Source organism: Micromonospora sp. NPDC005299 (assembly GCF_042872345.1).
Lineage (GTDB): Bacteria > Actinomycetota > Actinomycetes > Mycobacteriales > Micromonosporaceae > Micromonospora.
In genome coordinates, this window is record NZ_JBIAKG010000012.1 from 1 (window position 1) to 12,951 (window position 12,951).

General features: G+C 71.2%; 15 protein-coding genes and 1 tRNA gene. 9 read left to right on the top strand and 7 right to left on the bottom strand.

Annotated features, from left to right (window positions below; translation table 11 throughout):
- Positions 1 to 231 precede the first annotated feature (231 nt).
- On the bottom strand, positions 232 to 699 hold the full coding sequence (locus tag ACFYPD_RS27475) for a DUF5959 family protein (RefSeq protein WP_387119413.1): 468 nt from the start codon (positions 697 to 699) through the stop codon (positions 232 to 234).
- Positions 700 to 1,088: 389 nt separating this feature from the next.
- On the opposite strand from ACFYPD_RS27475, the gene ACFYPD_RS27480 reads away from it, so the two are divergent.
- Positions 1,089 to 1,164: transfer RNA gene (locus tag ACFYPD_RS27480), tRNA-Arg, on the top strand.
- A 211-nt stretch (positions 1,165 to 1,375) separates the two neighbouring features.
- Here the strand turns inward: ACFYPD_RS27480 and ACFYPD_RS27485 are convergent.
- Positions 1,376 to 2,506, bottom strand: coding sequence for an FAD-dependent oxidoreductase (locus tag ACFYPD_RS27485; RefSeq protein ID WP_387119416.1), 1,131 nt, complete (start codon positions 2,504 to 2,506; stop codon positions 1,376 to 1,378).
- Between the two features lie 24 nt (positions 2,507 to 2,530).
- Here ACFYPD_RS27485 and ACFYPD_RS27490 point away from each other — a divergent pair, with 24 nt between their 5' ends.
- The 3 genes from ACFYPD_RS27490 to ACFYPD_RS27500 are packed head-to-tail and all read left to right on the top strand — an operon-like array spanning position 2,531 to position 4,014.
- Positions 2,531 to 3,256: a TetR/AcrR family transcriptional regulator gene (locus tag ACFYPD_RS27490; RefSeq protein WP_387119419.1), complete on the top strand. Its 726-nt coding sequence runs from the start codon at positions 2,531 to 2,533 to the stop codon at positions 3,254 to 3,256.
- Between the two features lie 36 nt (positions 3,257 to 3,292).
- Positions 3,293 to 3,457 (top strand): hypothetical protein, encoded by a 165-nt coding sequence (locus tag ACFYPD_RS27495; RefSeq protein ID WP_387119421.1) that lies wholly within the window; start codon positions 3,293 to 3,295, stop codon positions 3,455 to 3,457.
- Between the two features lie 59 nt (positions 3,458 to 3,516).
- Complete coding sequence (locus ACFYPD_RS27500; RefSeq protein ID WP_387119425.1) at positions 3,517 to 4,014, top strand: GNAT family N-acetyltransferase; 498 nt, start codon at positions 3,517 to 3,519, stop codon at positions 4,012 to 4,014.
- A gap of 20 nt (positions 4,015 to 4,034) precedes the next feature.
- Here ACFYPD_RS27500 and ACFYPD_RS27505 read toward each other — a convergent pair whose 3' ends face one another.
- A complete protein-coding gene (locus ACFYPD_RS27505; RefSeq protein ID WP_387119428.1) occupies positions 4,035 to 4,772 on the bottom strand; it encodes a class I SAM-dependent DNA methyltransferase in 738 nt (245 codons plus the stop codon).
- A gap of 182 nt (positions 4,773 to 4,954) precedes the next feature.
- Between ACFYPD_RS27505 and ACFYPD_RS27510 the strand changes: the two genes are divergently transcribed.
- Positions 4,955 to 5,731: an HAD-IIB family hydrolase gene (locus ACFYPD_RS27510; protein ID WP_387119431.1), complete on the top strand. Its 777-nt coding sequence runs from the start codon at positions 4,955 to 4,957 to the stop codon at positions 5,729 to 5,731.
- A 38-nt stretch (positions 5,732 to 5,769) separates the two neighbouring features.
- On the opposite strand, the gene ACFYPD_RS27515 is transcribed toward ACFYPD_RS27510, so the two are convergent.
- On the bottom strand, positions 5,770 to 6,615 hold the full coding sequence (locus tag ACFYPD_RS27515; RefSeq protein ID WP_387119434.1) for an SDR family oxidoreductase: 846 nt from the start codon (positions 6,613 to 6,615) through the stop codon (positions 5,770 to 5,772).
- Between the two features lie 121 nt (positions 6,616 to 6,736).
- Between ACFYPD_RS27515 and ACFYPD_RS27520 the strand changes: the two genes are divergently transcribed.
- Positions 6,737 to 7,093 carry a winged helix-turn-helix transcriptional regulator gene (locus tag ACFYPD_RS27520; RefSeq protein ID WP_387119437.1) on the top strand — a complete coding sequence of 119 codons (357 nt, stop codon included), beginning with the start codon at positions 6,737 to 6,739 and terminating at the stop codon, positions 7,091 to 7,093.
- A 94-nt stretch (positions 7,094 to 7,187) separates the two neighbouring features.
- Entirely contained in the window at positions 7,188 to 8,981 is a 1,794-nt protein-coding gene (locus tag ACFYPD_RS27525; protein ID WP_387119440.1) for an adenylyl cyclase, read from the top strand.
- A gap of 223 nt (positions 8,982 to 9,204) precedes the next feature.
- Here the strand turns inward: ACFYPD_RS27525 and ACFYPD_RS27530 are convergent, their stop codons facing one another.
- Together ACFYPD_RS27530 and ACFYPD_RS27535 are read right to left on the bottom strand one after the other, a co-directional pair.
- A complete protein-coding gene (locus ACFYPD_RS27530) occupies positions 9,205 to 9,798 on the bottom strand; it encodes a ClpP family protease (protein WP_387119442.1) in 594 nt (197 codons plus the stop codon).
- 135 nt (positions 9,799 to 9,933) lie between these two features.
- A complete protein-coding gene (locus ACFYPD_RS27535) occupies positions 9,934 to 10,506 on the bottom strand; it encodes a helix-turn-helix domain-containing protein (protein WP_387119445.1) in 573 nt (190 codons plus the stop codon).
- Between the two features lie 163 nt (positions 10,507 to 10,669).
- Here ACFYPD_RS27535 and ACFYPD_RS27540 point away from each other — a divergent pair, with 163 nt between their 5' ends.
- Positions 10,670 to 11,683, top strand: a complete 1,014-nt coding sequence (locus tag ACFYPD_RS27540; RefSeq protein ID WP_387119448.1) for a potassium channel family protein — start codon at positions 10,670 to 10,672, stop codon at positions 11,681 to 11,683.
- Between the two features lie 31 nt (positions 11,684 to 11,714).
- Here the strand turns inward: ACFYPD_RS27540 and ACFYPD_RS27545 are convergent, their stop codons facing one another.
- A complete protein-coding gene (locus tag ACFYPD_RS27545) occupies positions 11,715 to 12,197 on the bottom strand; it encodes a MarR family winged helix-turn-helix transcriptional regulator (protein WP_387119451.1) in 483 nt (160 codons plus the stop codon).
- Between the two features lie 86 nt (positions 12,198 to 12,283).
- On the opposite strand from ACFYPD_RS27545, the gene ACFYPD_RS27550 reads away from it, so the two are divergent.
- A complete protein-coding gene (locus ACFYPD_RS27550) occupies positions 12,284 to 12,931 on the top strand; it encodes an FMN-dependent NADH-azoreductase (protein ID WP_387119454.1) in 648 nt (215 codons plus the stop codon).
- Positions 12,932 to 12,951: the final 20 nt, after the last annotated feature.

The window sequence follows — 12,951 nt, forward strand, 5'->3', positions numbered from 1 at the left end:
TAGCGAGTCACCCGACAACACCGGCACTGATCCTGACGGCAGTCCACCCAGAACCGCCAGACGTGACACTCACAGATCCGTAGATTCCCAAGACCGCTTCCAGCACGTCCGGCCCGGTCCGAGATCCCGTGGTCGCCGCACACTCGGCACCTCAGTTGGTTCGGCTTGGTCCGGCTCAGTTCGTCTCAGTGGCTCCCACACGTGGCTCCCAGCGAAGACTTCCTAGGCGCGTCAGGTCCGCCAGGTCAGTGCGCCGTACGACGTCTTATTGACCTCGCTCGGCCAGGTTCGCCGGACCAGCTGCAGCCGGTCGCGGTGATCGGTGAGCCACCCATCGGGCAGGCACACGGCGACGCGAACCGAGGTCATCGACATCACGGGGTCGATCACGACGACCTCAACGTAGTCAGCTTCGTCCGTCCGCTCGACCTGAATCTCCGGGTTACGGCCATCCTCCATCCATCGGACGCTCTGCCCGGCTTCCAACGCGTCCACCGTCCGCTCCCAGTCGTCAAGGTCGTCACGAGACAGGGGCGTGCCGAGCTGCCCACGGGCGAACCCGCTGTCAACGACGATTTCGGCGCGGAAATAATCGTGAAAGGTGAGGTTCCCAGGTTCAAGGCGTCCGAGAACTCGGACGATGACGCTGTTCTCCTCGTCCGCCAATCGGATGAGCTCTACCGGGCCAGCCTCGGACATCCAGGTCTCCTTCAACGACTCCGCTCAGGATGTCAGCACTCTGCGGAGGCCGGCTTCGCCGGGTGCCACCCCTCTGATCCGTAGTCCGATGCTCCGTATCCGCTGGTGGCAGGGTGACAGGGCACCGAACCGATGGTGAACCAGCGCACCGATTGTCGGTGTGTCAGATGATCTTTGCGGTGCTCGAAATGCGCTCGGTGGGTGGTTGGTGCCGATTGACAGCTGCGGTCACGGCCGGGCAGCGGTTGGCGCGGGTCGGTCCGGCGGGCAATCGGTGTGCTCCATGTGTGCTCCGCCGGTCCGAGCAGCGGGCAGCTGTCACCGGTGAGCACATGCCGGTACTCCTGGGTACTCCCGGACACCCGGTGGCAGGTAGGCTGGGCCTTCGCGCCCTCGTAGCTCAGGGGATAGAGCATCGGTTTCCTAAACCGTGTGTCGCAGGTTCGAATCCTGCCGGGGGCACCAGATCACACCCTCAATCAAGATCACTGTTCCGCCTTCCGGGGCTTGCGTGCCCGCTGCGTGCCCGAGCCTGCGGCGCGAGCGTCCGCCTGGTCCTACGCTCCGCCCGTGACCAGCGATCGGATAGCTGATTCTCAGCTTGCCGCCCTGCTGCGCTGAGTGCGCGCCCACCTCGGAGAGACGTCTGCCGTGGTTCCGGCCGCCGACACGGACGTCAATCTGCGGCTGCCGGCTCGGTGGGCCGCGGCGTGAAGAAGCGGATGATGTCCTCGGCTGCGGTGGGGGACAGCATCATGGCCTGGACTCGTGCGGACATTTCGGCGATCGGGTGGATTCTGGCGAACATCGCCTCCTCGTACGTCCGGATCGCCGAGTCGGGGTCGGCGGGGTTGGTGGCGAGTTCGGCGGCGAGTTCGGCGGCGTCGAGCATGGCTTGGTTGGCGCCCTCGCCGACCGGCGGCATGAGATGCGCGGCGTCACCGATGAGGGTGATGCCCGGCTGGTGGGTCCAGCGTGTACCGGTGGGCATCGCCTCGATCCTGCGTGGGGTCGGCGCGCTGTCGCCGGCTTCGATGAGTGCGGTGAGGCTGGGGTCCCAGCCATCGAACATGTCCAGCAGAGCGCGCTTGCTGCGGTAGGTGTCCAGGTGGCGATCGTCCGCGGGTAGGGAGATCCCGACTCGGATGGTGCCGTCGCCGAGGCGTTGTGCTGCCAGGATCTGGCTCACGCCGATGCACCAGAGGTTTCCGGGGCCGACCAGTTCGGCGAGATCCGGGTGGCGCCGGTCGGCGTCGCTGATGCTGAGCTCGGCCAAGGTGGCCACGGAGGACAGTGTCGCGTCGGTCAGCAGCGATCGGACGACCGAGCGTGCGCCGTCTGCGCCGATGAGGACGTCGCAATCGGCGGTGTGGCCGCCATCGAACGTCAGCCCGAAGCCTCCGCCGGGTCGTGGCGTCGCCGCGACGAGCCGGTGCTGCCAGGCCACCGCGTCGCCGGGGAGCGAATCGAGCAGCAGATCACGCAGTGCGCTGCGGTCGATCTCGGGGCGTCCGGAGAATGAGCCGGGTTGTGGCTTGTGGTGCACGAGGGTGCGTCCGGCCGGGTCGAGGATGCGATGTTCCTCGCCCTCCGGCCGTGCCTCGGACCGGAATCGGTCGGCGAGGCCCGCATCGGCCAGGGCCTGTTGCCCGGACTCCGGGTGCAGGTCGAGCATTCCGCCCTGTGATCGCGCGGATCGGCTTGCCTCGCGTTCGTACACCACCGCGCCGATGCCGTGCCGGTGCAGGATTCGGGCCAGCGTCAGGCCGCCGAGGCCACCACCGGCGATCGCGATTCGCATCATCATCTCCGTTACCGTACGCTGTATTTCATGGATACGCCGTACGGTAGCGCACCGCTGCCCGTCTGGGAACGCCCCGAGCCTCAGCCGCGGGCGGCGCCGGTGCCGTTGAGCCGCGCGAAGATCGCCGCCACGGCGATCCGGATCGCCGACGCACACGGCCTCGACGGGCTGTCGGTACGCAAGATCGCCAAAGAGCTCGGGGTCGGTCCGATGCGGCTCTACGACTACGTGATCAACAGATCCGAACTGCTCGATCTGATGGTCGACGCCGTGTATGCCCAGATCGCCGAGGCCGGCCAGCACTCCGAGTGGCGCGCCACGGTACTGGCCATCGTTCACCGGACCCGCCAAGCCGCTCTTGATCATGAGTGGTTCGTCGACCTGCTCGGCGGAAGGCCACACCTGGGACCTCACGCGCTCGCCGTGGGCGAATCGACCGCGGCGGCGCTCAGCCAGGCCCCTGGCGTGCGCAGCATCGACGATCTTCAGCGGGCTCTGGGCGCCCTCAACGCGTTCATCGTCGGAGCGCTCCGCAGGGAGATCACCGAGCGCCGCACCGCCCGTTCAACCGGCACCGACGTGTTGGCCTGGCAGGCCGCCCTCGGGCCCTACCTGACACGCATGCTCGAGACCGGCCGCTACCCCACCGTCGCCCGGCTCGTCATCGACGGCGCCCACCTCGACGCCGAGGAAACCTTCCACCACAACCTGATCACCATCCTGGACGGCATCACCAGCCATCCCCACACGTGACCCACTGCTCGCAGCCCAGTTCCCGGCCTTCACGTCTTGCTGCCGCCCCTTCTGGTCGGCCTGGTGATCTCGCTGCTGGTGCACCGGTTCCTCGTCCGCCGGTGGGAATCGGCGGTGGTCACGGGCACACTGGCGGCGTTCAGCGGTTGGCTTGGCTGCGCTCTGCTGGCCTGCGGTCTCCTCATGATGCTGTACTCGTAGCCGGACGTCTCACGGAGCTGCGGGCCGGCGGGACACGACAACCTGGAGGGAGTCGGCTCATGGCCGGCAGCACCGTCCGGCCGATGACGGCGGAGGACGCCGACGCGGTGCTGGCGATCTACCAGGCCGGGCTCGACGCCGGCGACGCCAGCTTCGAGACGACCGCTCCCACCTGGCCGGAGTTCGACGCCGCCAAGCTGGCGGACCATCGGTTCGTCGCCGTCGACGGCGACGACACCGTCATCGGCTGGGTCGCCGTCTCGCCGACCTCGACCCGTGCCGTCTACGCGGGGGTGGTGGAGCATTCCGTGTACGTGAGCCCCGCCGCTCAGGGGCGAGGCGCCGGCCGGCTGCTCCTGGACGCGCTGATCGCCTCCACCGAAGCGGCCGGCGTGTGGACCATCCAGTCCGGTGTCTTTCCCGAGAACACCGCCAGTCTCGCCCTGCACCGCCGGGCCGGCTTCCGGGTCGTCGGCACGCGGGAGCGGGTCGGCCGGCACCACGGCCGGTGGCGGGACGTCGTCCTCCTGGAACGCCGCAGCCCGGCCGTCGGCTGACCGCCGAGGCGAGTCGCCGGTCAGCCGGGGAGGCGGTACACGGAGACGTGGGATCGGGACTCGGCCGTGAACTCCGCTCCGGACCAGTCCGCGTGCCGGGACTCCAGCTCGAATCCGGCCAGCTGGCCCATCAGGTCCAGCTCGGCGGGCCAGATGTAGCGGTGCGGGCTGCGGAACACCCGCGCCTCGCGGCCCTCGCCGAACCGGAAGTGGTGCGACACGACCTGCTGGCGCACCACGTCGTAGGTGTCCAGGCCGATGTAGCCGGGATCGGCGCGCCACACCGTCGCCTGCTCGCCGGGGGTCAGCTTGCGCAACTCGGGCACCCACAGCTCGATGACGAACCGCCCGCCCGGGCCGAGGTGGCGGGCTGCGTTGCGGAAGCAGGCGACCTGCTCGGCCTGGTCGAGCAGGTTGGAGATGGTGTTGTAGACCAGGTAGACGAGGGTGTGGTCGCCGGGCACCCGGGCCGTCGCCATGTCGCCGACGACCACGGGGATCGTGGCCTCGTCGGCCTTCGTCCGGAGCTGCTCGACCATCGGGACGGACAGCTCGATCCCGGTGACCGGCACGCCGCGTTCCGCCAGCTGGACGGCCACCCGGCCGGTGCCGACGGCGAATTCGAGGGCGCGTCCGCCACCGGCGAGCGCGGCTAGGCGGTCCACCGCGGGCCCGAGGACCTCCGGCGCGAACATCCCGGTGCCCGGTGTGTCGTAGCGCTGGGCCGTCTCGGCGTCCCAGATCTCCTCCTGGCGCATGCGCCCACGATCGTCGTCGATGGCGGTGCTGTCCAACGGATTCCGGAAGGCCGGCGCGGGAGAAGGCGATAGCCTGCGTTCGGAGTGCTGCGTGGTGTGACGATCGGGGCTCGCGGGTGCCGGATGGTCACCGTCGGTACCCTGCTAGTCCTGGCCTGCCCGCGACGACATGGTGGTACTTCGTGAACGATCTTCGAGTGGTGGCGTTCGACCTGGACGACACCCTGGCGGTTTCCAAGTCCCAGATCGATCGTCGGATGGCGGAGCTCCTCGGCCACCTGCTCACCGAGGTGGATGTGCTGGTCATCTCCGGTGGCCGGTTCGAGCAGTTCGAGGCGCAGATGCTGGCGCACCTCGACCTGACCGAGGAGCAGCGTGGCCGGCTGCACCTGATGCCGACCTGCGGCACCCGCTACTACCGGTGGCTGGACGGGGACTGGCGGCAGGTCTACGCCGAGGACCTGAGCGAGGCCGACAAGGCCCGGGTCGTCGCGGCGCTCACCGAGTCGGCGCAGGCGCTCGACCTCTGGGAGTCGAAGACCTGGGGCGACATCATCGAGGACCGGGGCAGCCAGATCACCTTCTCGGCGCTGGGCCAGTCCGCGCCGCCCGCGGAGAAGTACGGCTGGGACCCGGACGGCAGCAAGAAGAAGCGGCTGCGGGACGCGGTGGCCGCGAAGCTGCCCGATCTGGAGGTCCGCGGCGGCGGTTCGACCTCGATCGACGTCACCCGCAAGGGCGTGGACAAGGCGTACGGCATGCGGAAGTTGCTGGAGTGCCTGGACCTGAAGATCGACAACGTGCTCTTCGTCGGTGACCGGCTCGATGTGGGTGGCAACGACTACCCGGTGAAGGCCATGGGCATCCGCTGCGTGGCCGTCACCCGCTGGGAGGAGACGGCCGACTACGTGGAGGCCCTCGTCGACGACCTGGTGAAGCAGCGGGCCGAGCCGGCCTGACCGCCGCCCCGGAATGAGGGGCGGCGGCCAGGGGGGCGTCAGAGGGCGGCGCGGATCGCCTCGGCGAGCGTGGTCGGGGTGCGCCCGAGCAGCCTGGCCAGGTCGTCGCCGACCGCCAGCTCGCCCTGGGCGAGGCCCCGATCGCCGTCGGCGAGCACGGCCGCGTACCCCTCGGGCAGGCCGGCCGCGACCAGCAGTTCGGTGTACTTGTCCACGGGCAGGTCGAGGTAGCTGACCGTGGCGCCGGCCTGCCGGGAGATCTCGGCGGCCAGCTCGGTCAGGGTGAACGGCGAGCCGCCCAGCTCGTACACCTTGCCGGCCTGACCCTCGGTGGTGAGCACCGCGGCCGCGGCCTCGGCGTAGTCCGCGCGGGTGGCGGCGCTGACCCGCCCGTCGCCCGCCGCGCCCGCCACCCCGTGCTGGAGGTACGTGGGGAGCTGGCCGGTGTAGTTCTCCAGGTACCAGCTGTTGCGCAGGAAGACGTACGGCAGCCCGGAGTCCTTGATCAGCTGCTCGGTCGCCTTGTGCTCGGCGGCGAGCACCAGGCTGGAGGTGTCCGCGTTGACGATGCTGGTGTAGACGACCAGCCCGACGCCGGCCTCCTTGGCGGCGGTGACCACGTTGCCGTGCTGCACCACCCGCTTGCCGACCTCGCTGCCGGAGACGAACATGAGCTTCTCGGCGCCCGCGAAGGCCGCCTGGAGCGACCCGGGGTCGTCGTAGTCGGCCCGCTGGGTGACCACGCCCAGCTCCGCGAGGCCGGCGAGCCGGTCGACGTCCCGGCCGACCGCCACGATCTGGTCGGCGGGCACGCCCCGGTCGAGCAGCGAGGAGATGATCAGGCGGCCGAGTGGGCCGGTGGCACCGGTGACGACGATGGACATGAGCACTCCCTGTTGGTGGCGACGTCAACTGTCTTCCCTCGCCAACGGGAACAACTCCCTGATACTTCCCGTTGGAGAGTAGACACCTTCAAGTTCGATACGCACTGAAAGAGAGTGCCCAGTGCAGGCGGACCCGTTCAACCGGAACTGCGGCAGCCGGAAGGTCCTCGACCGGATCGGCGACCGCTGGAGCGTGCTGGTCGTGCTCACCCTCGCCGAGGGCGACAGGCGCTACGGCGAGCTGGCCGAGCGGATCGACGGGATCAGCCAGAAGATGCTCACCCAGACCCTGCGCGGTCTGGAGCGGGACGGCATCGTCACCCGCGCCGTGCACGCCATCGTGCCGCCCCGGGTGGACTACGCGCTCACCGACCTCGGCCGCAGCCTGCTCGACCTGGTCGCCGGCCTGGAGGCATGGGCCACCACCCATCTGACCGAGGTGGAGGCCGCCCGGGCCCGCTACGACGCCCGGGGCTAGTTCCGGAACCGGCCCGAGTCTGGCGGGATCGGTGTCGATGCGGTAGGAACGCGCAGAGAGCGCTCTCCGTCCCCATCACCGAACAGGCAGGCAGATGAGACCACTCGACCCCTCCCGCCGCCGCTTCCTCGCCATCACCGCCGCCTCGGCGGCCTCGGTCACCGCCCTCGGGCTCCCGGCCGTGCCCGCCGCCGCGTCCCCGGCCGGCGAGGACGCCGCCGCCGAGCCCGACTTCGGCCCCAACGTCTTCGTGTACGACCCGGCAACCCCGGTGGAGGAGATCCAGTCCAACCTGGACCGGATCTTCGCCGCCCAGGAGCACAACGAGATGGGCCTCGACCGGTACGCCGTGCTGTTCAAGCCCGGCCGGTACGAGGTGAACGCCCGGCTCGGCTACTACACGACCGTGGCCGGCCTCGGCGCGCACCCCGACGACGTGGAGGTCCACGGCGCGGTGCGGGTGATCGGCCAGCCCGACCCGAACTCGCAGGCCGGCATCTCCGCGCTGACCAACTTCTGGCGCTCGGTGGAGAACCTCGCCGTCAGCCCGACCGACTGGTCGAACCAGTGGGCGGTCTCCCAGGCGTCGCCGATGCGCCGCGTGCACATCAAGGGCATCCTCTGGCTCGAGCCCGGCAACGGCGGCTTCTCCAGCGGCGGCTACATCGCCGACTCCAAGGTGGACGGCATCACCATCAACGGCTCCCAGCAGCAGTGGCTGACCCGGGACAGCGAACTCGGCGGCGACTGGACCAACGGGGTCTGGAACCAGGTCTTCTCCGGCGTCGTCGGCGCACCCGCGCAGGGCTTCCCGAACCCGCCGTACACCACCCTGGCGACCAGCCCGGTGACCCGGGAGAAGCCGTACCTCTTCGTGGACGGCGCGGGCCGCTGGCGGGTCGCCGTTCCCCGGCTCCGCCGCGACACCGCCGGCACCACCTGGGCCGCCGGTGCCCCGCCGGTGCCCTCGCTGCCGCTGTCCGACTTCTTCATCGCCAAGCCCACCGACTCGGCCAAGCGGATCAACCAGGAACTCTCGCGGGGGCGGCACCTGCTGCTCACCCCGGGCGTCTACCGCCTGGACCGGGCGCTGCGCGTCAAGCGGCCGGACACCGTCGTGCTCGGCCTCGGCATGCCGAGCCTCGCCCCGACCAGCGGCGACGCCGCCCTCCGGATCGAGGACGTCGACGGCGTCCGGGTCGCCGGGGTGCTGGTCGACGCCGGGCCGGTCGAGTCGGAGGTGCTCGTCGAGGTCGGCAAGCGGCACAGCCACCGCTCGCACGCCGGCGACCCGATCTCGCTCCAGGACGTCTTCTTCCGCATCGGCGGCCCGTACGCGGGCCGGGCGGTGACCAGCCTCGTGGTGAACAGCCGGCACACCCTGATCGACAACATCTGGGCCTGGCGCGGCGACCACGGCAAGCCGGGCACCATCGGCTGGACCGTGAACACCGCCGATACCGGGGTGGTGGTCAACGGCGACGACGTGACCGCGTACGGGCTCTTCGTCGAGCACTACCAGCGCTGGCAGACCATCTGGAACGGCGAGCGCGGCCGGACCGTCTTCTACCAGAGCGAGCTGCCCTACGATCCACCGAGCCAGGCGGCCTGGCGCAGCCCGACCGGCAACGGCTGGGCGTCCTACAAGGTCGCCGACCACGTGCGCGAGCACGAGGCCTGGGGGCTCGGCGTCTACTCGTACTTCAACCAGCAGGTGGACATCCGCTGCGACCGGGCCATCGAGGCGCCGCGCCGGGCCGGCGTGCGGTTCCACGACGCGATCACCGTGTTCCTGGACGGCAGCGGCGGCATCGAGCGCACCGTCAACGAGGCCGGCACCCCGGTGGTCGGCTCGTACGGCACCAGCCCGGTGGTCAGCTACCCCTGATCCGCCGATCCGGACCCCGGCCGGCCGCGCTCGCGGCCGGCCGGTGGTGGCTCGGGCGATGTAACGAGAATTCGCCGGAACACGCTGCAGCCGTCGTCCTGTGCGCGCTAGGAATCCCGCCCATAGGCTCGATCCGGCGGCACCGCGGCCACCCGCGAGGGGCGACGGACGCGATCGAGGGGGCGCGTCCGACGCCGGCCGGCCGCGTTGTCGGCCGCCCCGCTCAGGCGGGAAGTTGCTCGGCGCGGGTGACCACCTGGTCGATCAGGCCGTACTCGCGGGCCTGCTCGGCGGTGAACCAGCGGTCCCGGTCCCAGTCGCGCTGGATCTCGTCCAGCGTGTGCCCGCTGTGCTGGGCGATGAGCTCCTGCATGGTCCGCTTCACGTGCAGCATGTTCTCCGCCTGGATCGTGATGTCGGCGGCCGTGCCGCCCATCCCGCCGGACGGCTGGTGCATCATCACCCGCGAGTGCGGCAGCGCGAACCGCTTCCCGGCCGCGCCGGCGCAGAGCAGGAACTGCCCCATCGAGCCGGCCATCCCGAGGGCCAGCGTGGCCACGTCGTTCTTGACGTAGCGCATGGTGTCGTAGACGGCCATCCCGGCGCTGACCGAGCCGCCCGGGGAGTTGATGTAGAGGAAGATGTCCCGCTCCGGGTCCTCGGCGGCCAGCAGCAGGATCTGCGCGCAGATCTGGTTGGCCGAGGCGTCGGTGACCTCGGTGCCGAGGAAGATGATCCGCTCCTTGAGCAGCTTCTCGAAGACCCGGTCGCCGAGGGTCGGTTGCCCCTCGTCCAGCATCCAGATGCCGTATCCCATGACCTGACCACCCTCCGTGCCGCCGGTGGGCGAGGGACCGCCCGGCAACCGGCGGTCTCCAGCCTCCGGCGGGCGGCACCCCGCGGCCCAGGGTTTCTGCCCGGGGCAGATCCGCCGTGGGCAGAACCGGCCGGCCTAGGCGGCGATCAGCCGCCGCCGGCCGGCGCGGGCCCGCCGCCGGGCCAGCGTGACGGAGGTACGCGGACGGTGGCGGGCGGCCGGCGCGGAGGGGATCAGCCAGATCCGGGTGCCGGTGCCGAACGCAGTCGGGGAGGCGTATCCGAGTTCCGGGCCGACGGGCGCGGGCGCGATGCCCGGCAGCCGCAGCGCCCCGCCGAGCAGCGGGGTCGGGGTGACCGGCCGCCGGGTGGCGTGCAGCCGCGGCCCGCCGACCCGGAGCTGCGGCCCGGTCCGGGTGGCCGGCACCCGGTCCAGCCGGGCCAGCGTCACCCCGGAGGCCACCGGGGCCCGCCGCTCGACCCGGCGCAGCTCGTCGCGGGCCTCCTCGAGCAGGTCGGAGAGGTGGATGCCGAGGGCGCGGCAGATCGCCGCCAGCACCTCGGAGGAGGCCTCCTTGCGGCCGCGTTCCACCTCGGAGAGGTAGGGCAGGGAGACGCCGGCCGCCAGCGCCACCTCGCGCAGGGTGCGGCCCTGGCGCAGGCGTACCCGGCGGAGCACCCCACCGATCACCCGTCGCAGCAACGACATGCGGGCCTCCTCGCGGTTGTCGTCCCCCGGACGTCCCCATCATGCCCCGTCCCGGCGACGGAGACCGGCCCGGCCGGGCCCGCACCTCGCCCCGGCAGGCCGGATCCCGGCGTACCCGCTATGTTGTGGGCGTGCAGGCGACGGTGGCGGAGCAGGGCCGACGGTGATCCATTTTCCCGCGCAACGGCGGGGGCCGCTGAGCGCGCTGAGTCTGCGCCTGCTCGCCGCCCTCGGCCTGGTTCTCGCCGTGGTGACGGCGGTCTGGATCGACCGCGATGGCTACCGCGACGTCAACGAGGACGGCCTCACCCTCCTCGACTGCTTCTACTACGCGGTGGTCTCGCTCTCCACCACGGGCTACGGCGACATCACCCCGGCCGCCGCCTCGGCGCGCCTGGTCAACGTCCTGTTCGTCACCCCCGCCCGGGTGCTCTTCCTGATCATCCTGGTCGGCACCACCCTGGAAGTCCTGACCGAGCAGTACCGGACCGGCCGTCGCCTGACGCGGTGGAGGAGAATCGTGAAGGACCACGTCATCATCTGCGGCTACGGCACCAAGGGCCGCAGCGCCGTCTCCGCCCTGCTGGAGAACGGCGCGGACAAGTCCAAGATCGTGGTGGTCGAGCGGAGCGGCCCCGCGCTGCGGCAGGCCACCTCGGCCGGGCTGGTCGCCATCGAGGGCTCGGCCACCCGCTCGTCCGTGCTGGAGGAGGCGCACGTCCGCACCGCCAAGGCGGTCATCATCGCGACCGACAGCGACGACGCCTCGGTGCTGGTGGCGCTGACCGTCCGGCAGCTCACCGCCGGCCAGGTGCGGATCATCGCGGCGGTCCGGGAGGCGGAGAACGCTCCGCTGCTCAAGCAGAGCGGGGCGCACCACGTGATCGTCTCCTCGGCGACCGCCGGCCGCCTGCTCGGCCTGTCCACCTCCGCCCCGCCGCTGATCGACGTGGTGGAGGACCTGCTCACCCCCGGCCAGGGCATGGCGCTGGCCATGCGCTCGGCCGAGCGCAGTGAGGTGGGCCGGCCGCCCCGTGAGCTGGATTCGCTCGTCATCGCCCTGGTTCGGCGGGGCAAGGTGGTCACCTTGAACGACAAGGCCGGCGCGGTGATCGAGACCGGCGACATGCTGGTCCACGTCCGTGACGACCGGCCGCAGTCCGCGGCCACGGTCTGACCTTCCCCCGACCCGCCCGCCGGCTCGGCGGTCAGCAGGTGGCGTCCGACTCGTCCCCGGACGCCTCGACGCAGCTCACCGGGCGGCCGCTGGTCGCCCGGCGGAGCAGTTCGTAGAGGGTGTCCCGCTCGGCCGGCTCCAGCGCGCCGAGCACCTCGTCCTCGGCCACGGCCAGGGCGCACTCGGCCTCGCGGAGCCGCTTCGCGCCCGCCGCGGTGAGGCTCACCACGTGGCGGCGGCGGTCCTCGGGTGACCGTCGCCGCTCGACCAGGCCCTCCGCCTCCAGGTCGTTGAGCAGCCCGACCACGTTGGTGCCGTCGATCTGCAGCGTGCCGGCCAGCCCCTGCTGGCTGATGCCGCCCGACTCCCGCAGCACGGTGAGCGCGACGAGGTGTCGGGGCCGCAGGCCGAGGGGCGCCAGCACCGACTCGGAGCGCAGCCGCATCCGCCGGGCCAGATGGTCGAGCAGCGGCCCGGAGCGGTGCTCCGACTCCTCGACCGGCAGGGCTGACATGTGACCCAGTTTACGCACGGCGTGGAACATCGGCCTGGTATAAATGATTGGCGTTACACAAACGATCCGTGGAAGGCTAACCAAACATGGCACACCTGTTGTACATCGATTCCAGCATCCGGGGCGAGCACTCGGTCAGCCGGCGGCTCACCGCCCGGGCCGCCGCCGCGTGGCGCGCCGCCCACCCGGGCGGCACGGTCACCCACCGCGACCTCGGCCGGGAGCCCCTGCCGCACCTCGACGAGGCCGGTGGCCTGGCGCGCATGGTCCCGGCCGAGCAGCACACCCCGGCGCAGCGCGCGTCCTGGCAGCTGAGCGAGCGGCTGGTGGACGAGGTGAGGCGGGCCGACACGATCCTGCTCGGCCTCCCGCTCTACAACTACGGCGCGCCGAGCAGCGTGAAGACCTGGGTCGACCACCTCATCGCGCCCGGCATCGCGTACGACCCGGCCACCGGGGCCGGCCTGCTCGGCGGTCGCGAGTTCATCGTGCTGGGCACCCGGGGTGGCGGCTACGGCGCGGGCACCCCCCGCGAGGGCTGGGACCACGCTGAGCCCTGGCTGCCGCACGGCCTGTCGATGACCGGCCTGGCGCCGCGCTTCATCTCGGCCGAGCTGACCCTGGCCCCCGTCACCCCGGCCATGGCCGAGCTGATCCCGCTGCACGAGCAGAGCCTCGCGGCGGCCGAGCGGGCCATCGACGAGCTGTGGGTGTCGGCCTCCGCGGTGGCCTGACCCGACGACGAAAGGGCGGG